At 72.2% G+C, this 15,857-nt stretch carries 15 protein-coding genes; 8 read left to right on the top strand and 7 right to left on the bottom strand.

What is annotated here, in order from left to right; all coding sequences use genetic code 11:
* The first annotated feature begins 113 nt into the window (after positions 1–113).
* Positions 114–911: a Bax inhibitor-1/YccA family protein gene (locus BUE41_RS20500; RefSeq protein ID WP_073458828.1), complete on the top strand. Its 798-nt coding sequence runs from the start codon at positions 114–116 to the stop codon at positions 909–911.
* Between the two features lie 64 nt (positions 912–975).
* Here BUE41_RS20500 and BUE41_RS20495 read toward each other — a convergent pair whose 3' ends face one another.
* On the bottom strand, positions 976–2,190 hold the full coding sequence (locus BUE41_RS20495; protein WP_073458827.1) for an acetyl-CoA C-acetyltransferase: 1,215 nt from the start codon (positions 2,188–2,190) through the stop codon (positions 976–978).
* 143 nt (positions 2,191–2,333) lie between these two features.
* Positions 2,334–2,954 (bottom strand): RNA polymerase sigma factor ShbA, encoded by a 621-nt coding sequence (gene shbA / locus BUE41_RS20490; protein ID WP_073458767.1) that lies wholly within the window; start codon positions 2,952–2,954, stop codon positions 2,334–2,336.
* A gap of 154 nt (positions 2,955–3,108) precedes the next feature.
* Here shbA and BUE41_RS20485 point away from each other — a divergent pair, with 154 nt between their 5' ends.
* Complete coding sequence (locus BUE41_RS20485) at positions 3,109–4,479, top strand: cystathionine beta-synthase (RefSeq protein WP_073458766.1); 1,371 nt, start codon at positions 3,109–3,111, stop codon at positions 4,477–4,479.
* A gap of 48 nt (positions 4,480–4,527) precedes the next feature.
* On the top strand, positions 4,528–5,670 hold the full coding sequence (locus BUE41_RS20480; RefSeq protein ID WP_073458765.1) for a cystathionine gamma-synthase: 1,143 nt from the start codon (positions 4,528–4,530) through the stop codon (positions 5,668–5,670).
* Between the two features lie 7 nt (positions 5,671–5,677).
* Here the strand turns inward: BUE41_RS20480 and BUE41_RS20475 are convergent, their stop codons facing one another.
* The gene (locus BUE41_RS20475) at positions 5,678–5,914 is read right to left on the bottom strand and encodes a hypothetical protein (protein ID WP_073458764.1); all 237 of its coding nucleotides are present in this window, start codon (positions 5,912–5,914) and stop codon (positions 5,678–5,680) included.
* Positions 5,915–6,011: 97 nt separating this feature from the next.
* On the opposite strand from BUE41_RS20475, the gene ilvA reads away from it, so the two are divergent.
* Positions 6,012–7,247, top strand: a complete 1,236-nt coding sequence (gene ilvA, locus BUE41_RS20470) for a threonine ammonia-lyase (RefSeq protein ID WP_073458763.1) — start codon at positions 6,012–6,014, stop codon at positions 7,245–7,247.
* A 12-nt stretch (positions 7,248–7,259) separates the two neighbouring features.
* Here ilvA and greA read toward each other — a convergent pair whose 3' ends face one another.
* Positions 7,260–7,751, bottom strand: a complete 492-nt coding sequence (gene greA / locus BUE41_RS20465; protein ID WP_200804031.1) for a transcription elongation factor GreA — start codon at positions 7,749–7,751, stop codon at positions 7,260–7,262.
* 514 nt (positions 7,752–8,265) lie between these two features.
* On the opposite strand from greA, the gene mca reads away from it, so the two are divergent.
* A complete protein-coding gene (mca, locus tag BUE41_RS20460; protein ID WP_073458761.1) occupies positions 8,266–9,165 on the top strand; it encodes a mycothiol conjugate amidase Mca in 900 nt (299 codons plus the stop codon).
* 66 nt (positions 9,166–9,231) lie between these two features.
* Positions 9,232–10,617, top strand: coding sequence for an MFS transporter (locus BUE41_RS20455; protein WP_234997444.1), 1,386 nt, complete (start codon positions 9,232–9,234; stop codon positions 10,615–10,617).
* Here the strand turns inward: BUE41_RS20455 and BUE41_RS20450 are convergent, their stop codons facing one another.
* Complete coding sequence (locus BUE41_RS20450) at positions 10,618–12,285, bottom strand: FAD-binding dehydrogenase (RefSeq protein WP_073458759.1); 1,668 nt, start codon at positions 12,283–12,285, stop codon at positions 10,618–10,620.
* 122 nt (positions 12,286–12,407) lie between these two features.
* A complete protein-coding gene (locus BUE41_RS20445; protein ID WP_073458758.1) occupies positions 12,408–13,382 on the bottom strand; it encodes a patatin-like phospholipase family protein in 975 nt (324 codons plus the stop codon).
* Positions 13,383–13,484: 102 nt separating this feature from the next.
* On the opposite strand from BUE41_RS20445, the gene BUE41_RS20440 reads away from it, so the two are divergent.
* Positions 13,485–14,714, top strand: a complete 1,230-nt coding sequence (locus BUE41_RS20440) for a serine hydrolase domain-containing protein (RefSeq protein ID WP_073458757.1) — start codon at positions 13,485–13,487, stop codon at positions 14,712–14,714.
* Positions 14,714–15,106 (top strand): phage holin family protein, encoded by a 393-nt coding sequence (locus BUE41_RS20435; protein WP_073458756.1) that lies wholly within the window; start codon positions 14,714–14,716, stop codon positions 15,104–15,106. The genes BUE41_RS20440 and BUE41_RS20435 overlap by 1 nt, the downstream gene beginning before the upstream one ends.
* Before the next feature lie 62 nt (positions 15,107–15,168).
* Here the strand turns inward: BUE41_RS20435 and tenA are convergent, their stop codons facing one another.
* Positions 15,169–15,831: a thiaminase II gene (gene tenA / locus BUE41_RS20430; protein WP_073458755.1), complete on the bottom strand. Its 663-nt coding sequence runs from the start codon at positions 15,829–15,831 to the stop codon at positions 15,169–15,171.
* Positions 15,832–15,857: the final 26 nt, after the last annotated feature.

Below are 15,857 nucleotides of genomic sequence, written 5' to 3'. Positions count from 1 at the left end.
CACACACCCGGAACCGCAGGGTAAATTCACCTTTACCGTGTGCGGGAACGCTTCGGCCGTTCCGCACGTTGTACGCGATGGGAAGCGTCCACACCCGCTCCGAGGAGGCCCAGGTGCGCACCAGCAGCAACCCGGCGTTCCGCAACCTGCCCGGTACCGGGCAGGGCGGCTACGCCACGTTCGGCAGCGCCGGCGCGTACGCCGAGATGTCCGGTCCGACCGTCGACCCGGGCCGCGCCGGAGTCGCCGAGCGGCCGATGACGATCGACGACGTCGTCACGAAGACCGCCGTCGCGGTCGGCACGGCGATCGTCGCGGGCATCCTGACGATCTGGTCCGGCATGTACGGGCTCGCGCTCCCGGCCGCGATCGTCGGCCTGGTGCTTGGCCTCGTGCTCACCTTCAAGCCGGACTGGGCGAAGGCGCCGCTCGTCCTGCTCTACTCCGCCGTAGAGGGCGTGTTCCTGGGCGGGATCACCGGGCTGCTCGAGTCGGTGCCGAACTTCGAGGGCATCGGCTTCCAGGCCGTCGTCGGCACGGTGGGTGTGTTCATCGGCATGCTGGTCATCTACAAGACCGGTGCCGTGCGGGTGACCCCGCGGTTCACCAAGTGGCTGATGGGCGCCATGATCGGCGTCTTCGTGCTGATGCTGGTGAACCTGGTGGTCAGCTTCTTCACGACCGGTGGCATCGGCCTGCGCGACGGTTCGCCGCTGGCGTACCTGTTCAGCCTGGTGTGCATCGGGGTGGCCGCGTTCAGCCTGCTGCTCGACTTCGACCAGGCCGAGCGCGCGATCCGCGCCGGTGCTCCGGCCCGGTTCGCCTGGTACATCGCGTTCGGGCTCATGGTCACGCTGGTCTGGCTGTACCTGGAGATCCTGCGCCTGCTGTCGTACCTGCGCGGCGAATGACCTCCTGAGCCACGGAACGGCCCGTCCCTCACTCCGAGGGGCGGGCCGTTCCGCGTGTCCGGCGTCAAGACAGGCGCTCGAGGACCATCGCCATGCCCTGTCCGCCGCCGACGCACATCGTCTCCAGGCCGATCGACTCGTCCCTGGACCGCAGGCCGTTGAGCAGCGTCGTGGTGATGCGGGCCCCGGTCATGCCGAACGGGTGGCCGAGCGCGATCGCGCCGCCGTGCACGTTGAGCTTGTCACCGAACGGGTCGATGCCCAGATCGCGCGCGGACGGGATGACCTGCGCGGCGAACGCCTCGTTGATCTCGACGAGATCGACGTCGTCGATCGTCATGCCGGCGAGCTCCAGCGCCCGCTTCGACGCTTCCACCGGGCCGAGGCCCATGATCTCCGGGGACAGCCCGGACACCCCGGTCGACACGATCCGCGCCAGCGGCGTGATGCCCAGCTCGGCGGCCTTCGTGTCGGACATGATCACCAGCGCGGCCGCGCCGTCGTTGAGCGGGCAGCAGTTGCCCGCGGTGACCAGCCCGTCGGGCCGGAACACCGGCTTGAGCTGCGACACCGCCTCGTACGTGACACCGGCCCGCGGGCCGTCGTCCTTGCTCACCACGCTGCCGTCGGGCAGCGTCACCGGGGTGATCTCGCGTTCGTAGAAGCCCTCGGCGATGGCCTGCTCGGCGAGGTTGTGCGAGCGCACCCCGAACCGGTCCATCTCCTCGCGGGTCACCCCCTTGGCGCGGGCGAGGTTCTCCGCCGTCTGCCCCATCGGGATGTAGACGTCGGGCAGCAGGGCCTGCTCCCGCGGATCCGCCCAGCCGTCGACACCGCCCGCGGTCAGCTGCGCGGTGCGGGCCTCGGCGTCGGCGAACCGGGGGTTCTTGATGTCGGGCGCCGGCGTGCGGTACCGCGACACGGTCTCCACCCCGGCCGAGATGAACACCCCACCCTCGCCGGCCTTGATCGCGTGCATCGCCATGCGCGTGGTCTGCAGCGACGACGCGCAGTAACGGGTGATCGTCGTGCCGGGCACCTGGTCGTAGCCGAGCAGGACGGCCACGACCCGGCCCATGTTGAAGCCCTGCTCGTTGTCCGGGACCCCGCAACCGAGGATCAGGTCATCGATCGTGGTCGGGTCCAGCTGCGGCACCTGGTCCAGCGCGGCCCGCACGATCTGCGCGGTCAGTTCGTCGGCCCGCATCGCGGTGAGCGAGCCCTTGTTGGCGCGGCCGATCGGTGACCGGGCAGCGGCGACGATCACGGCTTCGGGCATCGGTTCCTTCTCCTTCACGGACGTTCTGCCGGGCGGCCGAGGCTACGTCCGTGACCGTTACCCCGGCCGCCACCGAGGAGCGCCGGGTGGCCGGAGACGAAGCCGCCCTGCCGGGCGAGGACACCGTCAGCAGGGGCGGTGGCTCACCTGGGTTGATCGGCCATCTGCTCGGCCAGCAGGGCCCGCAGCTTCGCCAGCGCCCGGTGCTGAGTGACCCGCACCGCGCCCGGGGTGGAGCCGACGGCGCGTGCGGTCTCCTCCGCGCTGAACTGCATGGCGACCCGCAGCACCAGCACCTCGCGGTGCGCGGGCGGGAGCTGGTCGAGCAGCTTGCGCAGCTGCCGGGCGTCCGCGGAGATCATCGCGTTCTCCTCGGGCTCCGGCGCGGTCGAGATGCTGTCCGGCAGGACGTCGGTGGGATCCGAGCGGTCGCGGCCCGAGGCGCGCAGCGAGTCGGCGACCTTGTTGCGCGCGATGCCGTAGATGAACGCCATCGCCGGGACCTCGCTCGGCCGGTAGCGCGGCAGCGCTTCGACTACGGCCATCAGCACGTCCTGGGCCACGTCCTCACCGGTCTGCACGCGCACGGACGGGCCGACCCGGGCGCGGCAGTACCGGAGGATCGGCTGGCGGATCATCTCGAGGAACGCGTCGCGCGCCCGCGGGTCGCCCGCTGCGGCTGCGGCCGCCGCGTGGTTCAGCTCAGCCGTGCGGGCGGCGCGCGATGGTTCGTCGCCTTCCCTCTCCGCCTCGCTGCCCGTCAACGGATCTCCCGGTCCTGGTGGTCCAGGTGGACCAATGCGGTGATGTGTAAGGATGAACCCTAACCCGTTCGCCGGGTTTCGTGCCCTCCCTCGAAGCGATGGAGATCCGGCTCCGGTCGACTCCGCGCGCTCAGCGGGTGCGACGATGACGGACATGCGCTACGTCGAGCACGTCGCCGATCTGGTCGGCAACACGCCGCTCGTCCGCCTCGGACGGGTTGCGGAGGGCATCTCCGCACCTGTACTGGCGAAGGTCGAGTACTTCAACCCGGGCGGCAGCGTGAAGGACCGCATCGCCCTGCGGATGATCGAGGCCGCGGAGGCCTCGGGCGAGTTGCGGCCCGGCGGCACGATCGTCGAGCCGACCTCCGGCAACACCGGCGTCGGCTTGGCGATGATCGCGCAGCGCAAGGGCTACAAGTGCGTGTTCGTCTGCCCGGACAAGGTCAGCGAGGACAAGCGCAACGTGCTCCGCGCGTACGGCGCCGAGGTGGTGGTGTGCCCGACCGCGGTCGAGCCGGACCACCCCGACTCCTACTACTCGGTCTCCGACCGGCTGGTCAGCGAGATCCCGGGCGCCTGGAAGCCCAACCAGTACGCCAACCCGAAGAACCCGGAATCGCACTACCTGACCACCGGGCCGGAGATCTGGGAGCAGACCGAGGGGCGCATCACGCACTTCGTGGCCGGCATCGGCACCGGCGGCACGATCACCGGCACCGGCCGCTACCTCAAGGAGGTCTCGAACGGGAAGGTGCAGGTCGTCGGCGCCGACCCGGAGGGATCGGTGTACTCGGGCGGCACCGGCCGGCCCTACCTCGTCGAGGGCGTGGGCGAGGACTTCTGGCCCACCACCTACGACCGGGACATCTGCGACCGCATCATCGCGGTCTCCGACGCCGACTCGTTCCACATGACTCGCCGGCTGGCCCGGGAGGAGGCGTTGCTCGTCGGCGGCTCGTGCGGCATGGCGGCGTGGGCGGCGCTGGAGGTGGCGCGCGAGCTGCCCGCCGACGCGGTGGTCGTCGTGCTGCTGCCCGACGGCGGCCGCGGCTACCTCGGCAAGGTCTTCAACGACGCCTGGATGGCCAGCTACGGTTTCCTGCCGCCCACCGAGGGCGCCACCGTCGGCGACGTGCTGCGCCGCAAGGACGGCTCGATCCCCGCGCTCGTGCACGCGCACCCGAACGAGACCGTCGCCGACGCCGTGCAGTACCTGCGCGAGTTCGGCGTTTCGCAGATGCCGGTGGTACGGGCCGAACCGCCGGTCATGGCCGCCGAGGTCGCCGGGGCGGTCGTCGAGCGCGATCTGCTCGACGCGCTGTTCACCGGTCGCGCGCAGCTGTCCGACCGGTTGGAGCTGCACATGTCCGAGCCGCTGCCGACGATCGGCGCGGGTGAGCCGCTGGAGACGGCGATGGCCGCGTTCGCCAAGGCCGACGCCGCGCTCGTGCTGGTCGACGGCAAGCCGGCCGGGGTCGTGACCCGCTCGGACGTGCTGGCGTTCCTCGGCTCGGGCAGCTGACCGGGTACCCACCCGGTCGGGTCCGGAGCGGCGGCGTAGCCTCGCGGCATGCCCGGCTTCTCCACGAACGCCATCCACGCGGGTCAGGAGCCCGATCCGGTCACCGGCGCGGTCACCATGCCGATCCACCCGTCGTCCACGTTCAAGCAGGACGGCGTCGGAGGCCTGCGCGGCGGCTACGAGTACTCCCGCAGCGCCAACCCCACCCGCACCGCGCTGCAGGAGTGCCTCGCGGCGCTGGAGGGGGGCCGGCACGCGGTCGCGTTCGGGTCCGGCATGGGCGCCTCCGACGTCCTGCTGCGCGCGATCCTCGCGCCGGGCGACCACGTCGTCATCCCGCACGACGCGTACGGCGGCACGTTCCGGCTCATCGACAAGGTGTTCGCCGGATGGGGGGTCACCTACACGCCGGTCGACCTCGGTGACGTCGCCGCGCTGCGGGCAGCGCTCAGCCCGCGGACGAAGCTCGTGTGGTCGGAGACGCCGACCAACCCGCTGCTCGGCATCGCCGACATCGCGGTGATCGCCCAGGTCGCGCACACCGCGGGGGCGCTGCTCGTCGTCGACAACACGTTCGCCTCGCCCTACCTGCAGCAGCCGCTCGCGCTCGGCGCCGACGTGGTGCTGCACTCGACCACGAAGTACGTCGGCGGCCACTCGGACGTCGTCGGCGGCGCGATCGTCACCAGCGACGACGCGCTCGCCGAGAAGATCGCTTTTCTGCAGAACGCCACGGGGCAGGTGCCCGGTCCGTTCGACGCGTGGCTGACCCTGCGCGGGGTGAAGACGCTGGCCGTGCGCATGGAGCGGCACTGCGACAACGCCGAGCGCATCGCCGAGATGCTCACCGCGCACCCGGCCGTCGAGCGGGTCCTCTACCCGGGGCTGCCCGACCACCCCGGCCACGAGATCGCCGCCAAGCAGATGCGCCGCTTCGGCGGGATGGTGTCGTTCACGCTCAAGGGCGGGCAGGAGGCGGCGCGTCGGGTGTGCGCGGCCACCGAGCTGTTTACCCTGGCCGAGTCCCTCGGCGGCGTGGAGTCGCTGATCGAGCTGCCCGCTGCCATGACCCACATGTCCGTCGCGGGATCGGAGCTGGAGGTGCCCGACTCGCTCGTGCGCCTGTCCGTGGGCATCGAGGACGTCGAGGACCTGGTCGAGGACCTGCGCGCGGCGCTCGCCCAGGCCTGACGGCGGATCAGCCGCGGGCCTCGCCCGCCGGAGCGGTCGGCGGAACCGCCGGCTCCGCAGTCGGCGCGGTGGCGGGCACGACGACGTCGCCGGGCGCGATGCAGCCGCCGACCAGCTCGTAGCCCTCCGGGGTGCGTTCGAGGTGACCCGGGTCGTCACAGCCTGCGCCGGCTGCCGCCGCGAACGCCCCCGCCATCAGCGCCACCGCCCCCGCGAGCGGTGCGACGCTGCGCAACCGAACCACGCGAACCTCCCCCCGACCCGTACGGGTCCGAGGCTACCGGGCGGCCCACCGCGCCGCCGCCGGACCCGCGGGGCCGGATCAGTGCGAGGATCGGCGCGTGAACAGCCCCGGCGCCACCGTTCCGCCCGTCGGGATCGACGGGGTCCGCGCCGCCCGCGAGCTGCTGCGCGGGGTGGTCACCGAGACCCCGGTGGCGAGCTCCCGCGCCCTGTCCGATCTCGCCGGCGGCCCGGTCTGGCTCAAGTGCGAGAACCTGCAGCGCACCGGATCGTTCAAGATCCGCGGCGCCTACACCCGGCTCGCCCGGCTGTCGCCCGAGCAGCGGGCCCGCGGCGTCGTGGCGGCGAGCGCCGGCAACCACGCGCAGGGCGTGGCGCTGGCGGCGGCGATGCTCGGCATCCACGCCACCGTCTACATGCCGGAGGGCGCTGCGCTGCCGAAGGTGGGCGCCACCCGCGGCTACGGCGCCACCGTCGAGCTGCACGGTTCCACGATCGACGACAGCATCGCCGCCGCGATCGCGTTCGCCGAGCGCACCGGTGCCGAGTTCGTCCACCCCTTCGACCATCCCGACATCGTGGCCGGGCAGGGCACCGTCGGGCTGGAGATCCTCGAGCAGGTGCCCGACGTCGCCACGGTGCTGGTCGGCACCGGTGGGGGCGGGCTGCTCGGCGGCATCGCCGCGGCGGTGCGCGGCGAACGCCCCGACGTGCGCGTCGTCGGGGTGCAGGCCTCCGGTGCCGCGGCCTGGCCGCCGTCGATCGCCGCCGCGTCGCCGGTCGCGCTGGAGACGATGCGCACGATCGCGGACGGCATCGCCGTCGGCCGACCGGGCGAGCTCACGTTCGCCCAGGTCGCAGCCTTGGTCGACGAGATCGTCACGGTCGACGACAACGCGCTCTCGCGCGCGCTGCTGGTGCTGCTCGAGCGCGCGAAACTGCTCGTCGAGCCGGCCGGGGCGGCCGCCGTCGCCGCGCTGATGGAGGAACCGGACCGCTTCGCCACCCCGGTCGTGGCCGTGTTGTCGGGTGGCAACATCGACCCGCTCGTGCTCTGGCACGTCCTCCAGCACGGCATGGCGGCCGCCGGCCGCTACCTCACCCTCCGGGTGCGCCTGAGCGACCGACCCGGCGCGCTGGCCGAGCTGCTCGCCCTGGTGGGACGGGCGGGCGCCAACGTGGTGGACGTGGCGCACAGCCGCTTCTCCGGGGCGCTTCCGCTGGGCGACGTCGACATCGACCTCGTCCTGGAGACCCGCGGACCCGGCCACTCCGGCGAGGTGGTCACGGCACTGCGCAGCGCCGGCCACCTCGTCGAGGGATGGCCGGACTGACCGGGATGCGGCTCAGGCGGCGACGTACGGCTTCGCCGAGACCAGGGTCACCTTCATCGTGCCGCCGTTCGGCAGCGAGTACTCGCGCGTGTCGCCCACCCGGGCGCCCAGCAGCGCGGCACCGAGCGGCGAGTTGGGGGAGACGACCTCCAGGTCGTCCTTGCTGCCCTCTTCGCGGGAACCGAGCAGCACTTGCTCGGTCTCGTCGTCGTCCTCGTAGCGCAGCTCGAGCACCATGCCTGGCGAGGCTGTGTCCGAGCTGGCCGGAGGGGTTCCGACCTGTGCGGTGCGCAGCAGCTCCTGCAGCTGCCGGATGCGCGCCTCCTGCTGACCCTGCTCCTCGCGGGCGGCGTGGTATCCGCCGTTCTCCCTGAGGTCACCCTCCTCGCGGCGGGCGTTGATCTCCGCAGCGATCACGGGACGGTTCGCGATGAGTCGGTCGAGCTCACCCTTCAGCCTGTCGTAGGCCTCCTGGGTCAGCCAGCTCACCTGCGTGTCCGTCACGGTCATCACTCCTCAGCAATGGTCCCGAGCCACGACCCGCCGACCCCGCACGCAAGCGGGGGCCACCGACAGGTGGTCCCGGTACGGGGCGTAGGGCCCCCGGTAAAGGAAAACACGACCCGCTCGCGGATCGTGTGTTCTCAACCGTAACACGGAGGGGCCCGCTCGTCGCGGCTTTTGCGATGAACGGTCAACTGCCCTGTGGAGTTCCCCTACCGTTATAAGTCCTGGTCACGCGGCTGTAACACCGGCCCGGCGCAGCGGTGGGGGAGCCGGATCGCGCACCGTAGCGCACGGCGTGCCGCGGTGTCGACGGACCGGCCGAGCGCGTCCGCGACCGGATGCGGACGTCGTACGTCCTGTGACGCCGGGTGACCGCGGCAGGATGGGAAGGCGGTGACGCAGCGCGGCGTTGCACCGTTGGAGCGTTTGAACGATGCAGTACGGATCGCAGTGTTCGACGGAGGCCGACCGACCCTGGCGGCCACAGGCAGAGAGGACCTCGACCGCGCCCATGTCCCACCCCGAAACCTCTTCCGCGCTGCGCCTCATGGCGGTGCACGCGCACCCCGACGACGAGTCGAGCAAGGGCGCCGCGACCACCGCGAAGTACGTCGACGCCGGCCACGAGGTCATGGTCGTCACGTGCACCGGCGGCGAGGCGGGGAGCATCCTCAACCCGGCCATGGACCGCCCCGAGGTCCTGGCGAACATGGCCGCCATCCGGCGCGAGGAGATGGCGAAGGCCGCTGAGATCCTCGGCGTGCAGCACCGCTGGCTCGGCTTCGTCGACTCCGGGCTGCCCGAGGGCGACCCCAAGCCCCCGCTCCCGGAGGGCTGCTTCGCCCTCGTGGACGACGAGGTGGCGACCGAACGGCTGGTCCGCGTCATCCGCGAGTTCCGCCCGCACGTGCTCGTCACCTACGACGAGAACGGCGGCTACCCGCACCCCGACCACATCAAGACGCACGTCATCTCGGTGAAGGCGTTCGACGCGGCGGGCGACCCGGACCGCTTCCCCGCCGCCGGCGAACCCTGGCAGCCGCTGAAGCTCTACTACACGATCGGCTTCACCAAGGCCCGCATCCAGGCGTTCGACGAGGCCATCCGGGCCCGCGGCGAGGAGTCGCCGTACACCGAGTGGCTGGCCAACTGGCCGGACGACCGGCCCGACATGCAGGAGCGCGTCACCACCCGCATCGAGTGCGCCCAGTGGTTCGACCGCCGCGACGCCGCCCTGCTCGCCCATGCCACCCAGATCGACCCGAACAGCCGCTGGTTCGCCGTGCCCCGGGAGGTGCAGGCGGAGATCTGGCCGTGGGAGGACTACCAGCTCGTCCGTTCGCTGGTGGACAGCCCGGTGCCGGAGGACGACCTGTTCGCGGGGATCTCCCAGCGCGTTGCGGTGGGCTGAGCGTTCTACCCCGCCAAGGAATCTCGTCGGTATGGCGATAAATCCGTGATCACTTAACGTTGCCTGGTGCAGGGATCGAGCCGGGCCTTGGCGCTGCTGGTCGCGGGCGCGTTCTTCATGGAGACCCTGGACTTCACGATCCTCGGTCCCGCCGCCCCGCACATCGCCGCCGACCTGGGCGTCGACCCGGTCTCGGTCACCACCGCCGTCACCGCCTACGTCCTGGCCCTGGCCGTGCTGCTGCCGGTCAGCGGGTGGATGGCCGACCGGTTCGGGGGCAGGCGGGTGTTCGCGACGGCGGTGGCGATCTTCACGCTCGCCTCCGCGGCGTGCGCGCTCGCGCCGAGCCTGCCGGTGCTGGTGGCGGCGCGGGTGCTGCAGGGCGCGGGCGGGGCGCTGATGGTGCCGGTAGGGCGACTGGTGGTGCTGCGCGCGACCGCGAAGGCCGATCTCGTGCGGGCCATCGCCTACCTGACCTGGCCCGGCCTGCTCGCCCCTGTCTTCGCGCCCACGCTGGGCGGGTTCCTCGCCGACCACGCGTCGTGGCGCTGGATCTTCCTGATCAACCTGCCGCTCGGGGTGATCGCGCTGGGCCTCGCCCCGCGGATCGTGCCGGACACCGCGGCGCAGGAGCGGCTGCCGCTGGACCGCACCGGGCTGGTGCTGACCGTCCTCGGCGTCGCCGGGGTGGTGGTCGGGATGGAGGCGCTCGGTGCGGCCGCCCCGAACTGGACGCTCGCCGCCGCCGGGCTGGGGATCGGCGCGGTCGCGCTGGCCGTCGCGGTCCGGCACCTGCTGCGCACCCGGCACCCGCTGATCGATCTCCGCGTGCTGCGCACCGCCACACTCCGCCTGCAGGCCGCGGGCGGCTCGGTCTACCGCGGCACGATCCTCGCGGTGCCGTTCCTCGTGCCGCTGCTGCTGCAGCTCGGGTTCGGCTGGACGGCGACGACGGCCGGGCTGGCGATGATGGCGATCTTCGTCGGCAACGTCGGCATCAAGCCGGTCACCACACCGCTGATGCGCCGGTTCGGCATCCGCGCTGTCCTGCTGGGCTCCCTGGCCGCGGGCATCGCGTGCCTGGTGGGGCTGGCGTTCGTGCGGGCCGACACGCCGCTGCCCGTGCTGCTCGGGCTGCTGCTGGTCAGCGGGATCTTCCGGTCCATCGGGTTCACGGCGTTCATCACCGGCGCCTTCGCCGACGTCCCCGACGCCGAGATGGCGCACGCCAACACGCTCGTCTCCACCACGCAGGAGCTCGCCTCCGGGCTCGGGGTAGCCGTCGCGGCGCTGTTCGTCCGGCTCGGCGAGCTCGTCGCGCCGACCGCCGACGGGCCGTACCGGGTCGCGTTCCTGCTGCTCGCCGCGCTGCTGCTGATCCCGGCGGTGCAGTCGTGGCGGCTGCCGCGCACGGCCGGCGACCACGTCACCGGCCGTGCGCCGGCCCGGTAGTCAGGCCGTCGCCAGCGCGATCGCCCGTCCCGCCTGACGCCCGCCGAACAGGCACCCACCCAGGAACGTGCCCTCCAGCGAGCGGTAGCCGTGCACGCCACCGCCGCCGAAGCCCGCCACCTCGCCGGCCGCGTAGAGGCCCGGGAACGGCGTGGCGTCGCCGCGCAGCACCCGCCCCTCGAGGTCCGTCTGCAGACCGCCGAGCGTCTTGCGGGTGAGGATGTGCAGCTTCACCGCGATCAGCGGGCCGTTGGCCGGGTCGAGGAAGCGGTGCGGGGCGACCGTGCGGACCAACCGGTCGCCGCGGTACTGCCGCGCCCCGCGGATGGCGATGATCTGCAGGTCCTTGCAGAACGGGTTGGCCACCTCGCGGTCGCGGGCGGCGATCTGCCGCTCGATCTCGGCGGCGTCGAGCAGCGGCTCGTCGGTCAGCTTGTTCATGCCGTCGACGAGCTCGCCGACCGTCGGCGCGATGACGAAGTCGGCACCCTTGTCGAGGAACGCCTGCACCGGCCCCGGCGCGCCGCCGCGCACCCGGCCCAGCACCTGCGTCACGCTCTTGCCCGTCAGGTCCGGGTTCTGCTCGGAGCCCGACAGCGCGAGCTCCTTCTCGACGATCTTCTGCGTGAGCACGAACCACGAGTGGTCGTAGCCGCTCGCCATGATCGAGCCGAGCGTGTGCAGCGTGTCGAAGCCCGGCAGATCGGGCGCGGGGAAGCGCCGCCCGCGCGCGTCGAACCACATCGACGACGGCCCGGGGAGGATGCGGATGCCGTGGGCCGGCCAGATCGGGTTCCAGTTGCGGATGCCCTCTGTGTAGTGCCACATCCGGTCGCGGTTGACCACGCGCCCGCCCGCCTGCTCGACGATGCCCAGCATCCGCCCGTCGACGTGCGCGGGAACGCCGCTGATCAGGTTCTTCGGCGGCTTCCCGAGCCGCTCGGGCCAGTTGGCGCGGACCAGGTCGAAGTTGCCGCCGATGCCACCGGAGGTCACGAGCACCGCCTGCGCCGACAGTTCGAAGTCGCCCACGGCCGTCCGCGAGGAGGGCGTGCCCCGCGCCGCGGTGGAGGGTTCGAGGACCGCGCCGCGGACCCCGGTGACCGCGCCGTCGGTGACCACCAGCTCGTCGACGCGGTGCCGGAACCTCAGCTGCACCAGGCCCTTCCCGACGGCGGTGCGCACCCGCTCCGCGAACGGCGCCACCAGCCCCGGCCCGGTACCCCAGGTGATGTGGAAGCGCGGCACCGAGTTGCCGTGCCCGTGGGCGAGGCCGCCGCCGCGCTCGGCCCACCCGACGACCGGGAACCAGCGGACGCCCATCCCGTGCAGCCAGGCGCGCTTCTCGCCGTTGGCGAAGTCGAGGTAGGCGGTGGCCCACTGGCGCGCCCAGTAGTCCTCGCCGATCGGGTCGTCGACGCCGCGGTCGAACCCGGCGCTGCCCAGCCAGTCCTGCATCGCCAGGTCGAAGGAGTCGCGGATGCCCATGCGCCGCTGCTCCGGCGTGTCGATCATGAACAGGCCGCCGAACGACCAGTGCGCCTGGCCGCCGAGGTTCGTCTCCGGCTCCTGGTCGAGCAGCAGCACCTTCCGTCCCGCGTCGGCCAGTTCGGCCGCCGCCACCAGTCCGGCCAGCCCGGCCCCCACCACGATGACATCGGCGTCCATGCGCGGAACCCTAGCGGCGCGCCGGCCGGAACGGACCGGTCAGCGCAGATCGGGGCAGCGCAGATCGGGGCAGCGCAGATCGGGGCAGTGCAGATCGGGGCAGTGCAGATCGGGGCCCGACGTCACGCGGCCGCGGTCAGCGCCCGGTCCAGCGCCGCCTGCAGGGTGGCGTACCCGCACTCGGTCGCCTCCTTGACGCGCTGGACGTCGGTGGTCAGCCCGCGCACCCCGAGCCCGTGCGGCGGGGTGATCGCCAGCACGTGCGCGCCCGCCCGCTGCGCGTGCCGCGCGTCGGTCAGCAGCGCGACCACCTCCCCGTGGCGGCGGGCCTCCTGCGCCATCGCCCCCAGCCCCGGCACCACCCGGTCGATCGCCGACGCCCACCGGGCCGGTGCCGTGTCCGGGACGGCCCGGACCAGCTCCACCGCCGAACGGTTCAGCAGTGCGAGCACGTGCGTGGCGCCCTCCCGCAGCGCCCGCGGCACCGGCAGCGGTTCGGCCACCGAGCCGTCGATCCACAGCCGCCCGTGCAGCGGCACCGGTGGGCCCGCGACCCAGGGGATCGTGGCCGTCGCCCGCATCGCCCGACGCCACTCGTCGATCGTGCGCGGCCCCAGCACGTGCCCGGACAGGTCGTCGACCGCGGTCGCGACCACCCGCAGCGGCACCGGGGAGTCGCGCAGCCGCGCCCACGGCATCGGCTTCGAGGACACCATGACCTCGTCGAGCAGGTAGTCCAAGGACAGCAGCGGCTTGCCCGCACCGATCCGCCGCGGGTCCACGAACGCGCGGCAGGCCATGTCCTCGTGGAAGATCGCCGACGCAGCCGCTCCCTCACCGATGACGAGCGCGGCGCCGACGAACGCGCCCGCCGAGCTGCCGTAGACGACGTCGAACCACGGGGCGAGGCCCGCGTCCTCGAGCGCGTGGGCCATGCCGCCGGAGTACGCGCCGCGCATCCCGCCGCCGCCGATGACCAGCGCGATGCGGTGGCCGTCGTCGCGGCGGCCCCGGTCGCGGCGGCGCACCAACGCCCGCAACACCTCGTCGTCGCCGGCGAGGACGGGCTCGGAGGGGACGTCGAGCGGCGCGGTCATCCCTCGATTCTGACGCGGAAACTCGATCGTGGGACCAGCGGGAACGCGTCGGTCGTCGCGCCGCTGCTCGGGAAGAGGCGCGAACGGCTGCCACAATCGGGCATGGCCTCGCTCAAGATCGACGCCGACCCGGACGAGGTCGGCCTCGACGCCGCACGGTTGCAGCGCGTCGACTCCTACTTCCAGCGCTACGTCGACGAGGGCCGGCTGGCCGGCTGGTCGGTCGCGATCACCCGCCGCGGCCGCGTCGTCCACTACAGCCACGCGGGCGTCACCGACCTCGACACCTCGACCCCGGTCACCGACGACGTCATCTGGCGCATCTACTCCATGACCAAGCCGATCACATCGGTGGCGGCGATGATGCTGGTCGAGCGCGGCCTGATCGACCTCAACGACCCGATAGCGCAGTTCCTGCCCGAGTTCGCCGAGCCGCGCGTCTACGTGGCCGGGCCGGCCGCCAACCCGGCCACGGTGCCGGCCACCGAGCCCATCCGCCTGTGGCACCTGCTGACCCACACCGCGGGCCTGACCTACGGCTTCCACCACGCGCACGCCGTCGACGAGATCTACCGCACCCGCGGCTACGAGTTCGGCACCCCGCGCGGGGTCGATCTCGCCACCGCGTGCCAGACGTGGGCGAGTTGCCCGCTGCTGTTCCAGCCAGGCTCCGAGTGGAACTACTCGGTGGCGACCGACGTGCTCGGCCGGGTCGTGGAGGTCGTCTCCGGCAAGCGCCTCGACGAGTTCTTCGCCGAGGAGATCACCGGCCCGCTCGGGATGACCGACACCGGCTTCGTCGTACCGGAGGACCAGCGCCACCGGCTGCCGAAGGTCTACACGATGACCGCGGAGGGGCTGCGGGCCAACGCCTCGTTCAGCGCCACCGGCACGGTCGCGCCCACGATGCTCTCCGGCGGTGGCGGACTCGTCTCCACCGCCGGGGACTACCACCGGTTCACGCAGATGCTGCTGCGCGGCGGCGAGCTCGACGGGGTGCGGCTGCTCTCTCCGCGCACCGTCGCGCTGATGACCCGCAACCATCTGCCCGGCAACGCCGACCTGGAGACGTTCGGCCGCAAGCTGTTCGCCGAGTCGTCCAACGTCGGGGTCGGCTTCGGCCTCGGCTTCTCGGTGGTGCTCGATCCGGTGGCCGGCAAGTCCCTGACGAGCGCCGGCGAGTTCGCCTGGGGTGGACTGGCCAGCACCGCCTTCTACGTCGATCCCGCCGAGGAGATCACCGCGATGTTCTTCACCCAGTTCGTGCCGTCGAGCACGTACCCCATCCGCCCGCGGCTGCGCACGCTCGTCATGCAGGCGGTGGTGGACTGATGCGCGTCGTCCCGTTCATCGTCCACGTCCTGGTCGTCGCGGTCGCCCTATGGGTGTGCACGATCCTGCCGATCGGGGTCGAGTCCGGCGGCAGCACGACCGGGGCGCGCATCGGCACCCTCGTCGTCGTCGCGCTGATCTTCGGTCTGGTCAACGCGGTGATCAAACCGATCGTGAAGGTGGTCGGCTGCGCTTTCTACGTGCTCACGCTCGGCCTGATCGCGTTGGTCGTGAACGCGCTGTTGTTCATGCTCGTCGGGTGGATCGCCGGCAAGATCGGTCTCGACTTCACCATCGACGGTTTCTGGAGCGCGTTCTGGGGTGCGATCGTCATCGCCGTCGTGAGCTGGCTGCTGCACGTACTCATCCCGGACCGGATCGACGAGCGGTAGCCCGGAATTCGCCCCGCGGGGCGCGCGGGTCCGCGATCCGGCGACGAAGGCGCCGGGCGCATTCAGATCGGCCAGGTCTCCTGCCGCCACGCCGCGTCCCAGAACATCCACTCGTACCGGGACGTCACCGTGAAGTGGGTGCGCATGCGCTCCAGCTCGGTCGCGCCGGCGGCGGCGCCGATCCGGTCGGTCTCGTCGAGCACCGCGTCGACGACCGCCTGGTAGGCGTCGCCGCCGTACATCTCGATCCAGCGCTGGTAGAGCGGATCCGGGGACCCCGCCTCCAGCAGCGCCGCACCGACCTTCGCGTAGATCCAGTAGCAGGGCAGCACGGCGGCGACGGCCTCGGCGTACGAGCCGTCGTGCACGGTGGCCAGCAGGTAGCTCACGTAGGCCTGGGTGGCCGGCGTGACGGGTTCGGCTGCGGCCTCCTCGACGGACGAGCCGAGATCGGCCATGAGGGAGGCGTGCAGGTCGCGCTCGGCGGCGATGGCCCCGGCGGCGTGCTCGGCGAACATCGACGTCGCCGCGGCGTCGGGGGCCTTCGCCGCGCACGCGGCCAGCGCCTTGGCGTATCCGCGCAGGTAATGGGCGTCCTGGACGACGTAGTACCGGAACGCCGGGCGGGGCAGCGTTGCGTCGGTCAGCCCGGTGACGAACGGGTGGGCGAGGATCGCCGCGTGGATGTGCTCGACGTCGGACCACAGAAGATCATGGGTGCGCACGGAACCTCACCGTAGGGGTTTGAACA

It is taken from the genome of Pseudonocardia thermophila (assembly GCF_900142365.1).
Taxonomy (GTDB): Bacteria; Actinomycetota; Actinomycetes; order Mycobacteriales; family Pseudonocardiaceae; genus Pseudonocardia; species Pseudonocardia thermophila.
This window is presented reverse-complemented; position numbering and strand designations above follow the sequence as displayed.

Coding starts and splice junctions, on each gene's coding strand:
- BUE41_RS20440 (WP_073458757.1), top strand. CDS start 13,485: ATGGCCTCGCTCAAGATCGACGCCGACCCGGACGAGGTCGGCCTCGAC.
- BUE41_RS20435 (WP_073458756.1), top strand. CDS start 14,714: ATGCGCGTCGTCCCGTTCATCGTCCACGTCCTGGTCGTCGCGGTCGCC.
- BUE41_RS20450 (WP_073458759.1), bottom strand. CDS start 12,285: ATGGACGCCGATGTCATCGTGGTGGGGGCCGGGCTGGCCGGACTGGTG.
- BUE41_RS20480 (WP_073458765.1), top strand. CDS start 4,528: ATGCCCGGCTTCTCCACGAACGCCATCCACGCGGGTCAGGAGCCCGAT.
- BUE41_RS20485 (WP_073458766.1), top strand. CDS start 3,109: ATGCGCTACGTCGAGCACGTCGCCGATCTGGTCGGCAACACGCCGCTC.
- mca (WP_073458761.1), top strand. CDS start 8,266: ATGTCCCACCCCGAAACCTCTTCCGCGCTGCGCCTCATGGCGGTGCAC.
- BUE41_RS20445 (WP_073458758.1), bottom strand. CDS start 13,382: ATGACCGCGCCGCTCGACGTCCCCTCCGAGCCCGTCCTCGCCGGCGAC.
- BUE41_RS20495 (WP_073458827.1), bottom strand. CDS start 2,190: ATGCCCGAAGCCGTGATCGTCGCCGCTGCCCGGTCACCGATCGGCCGC.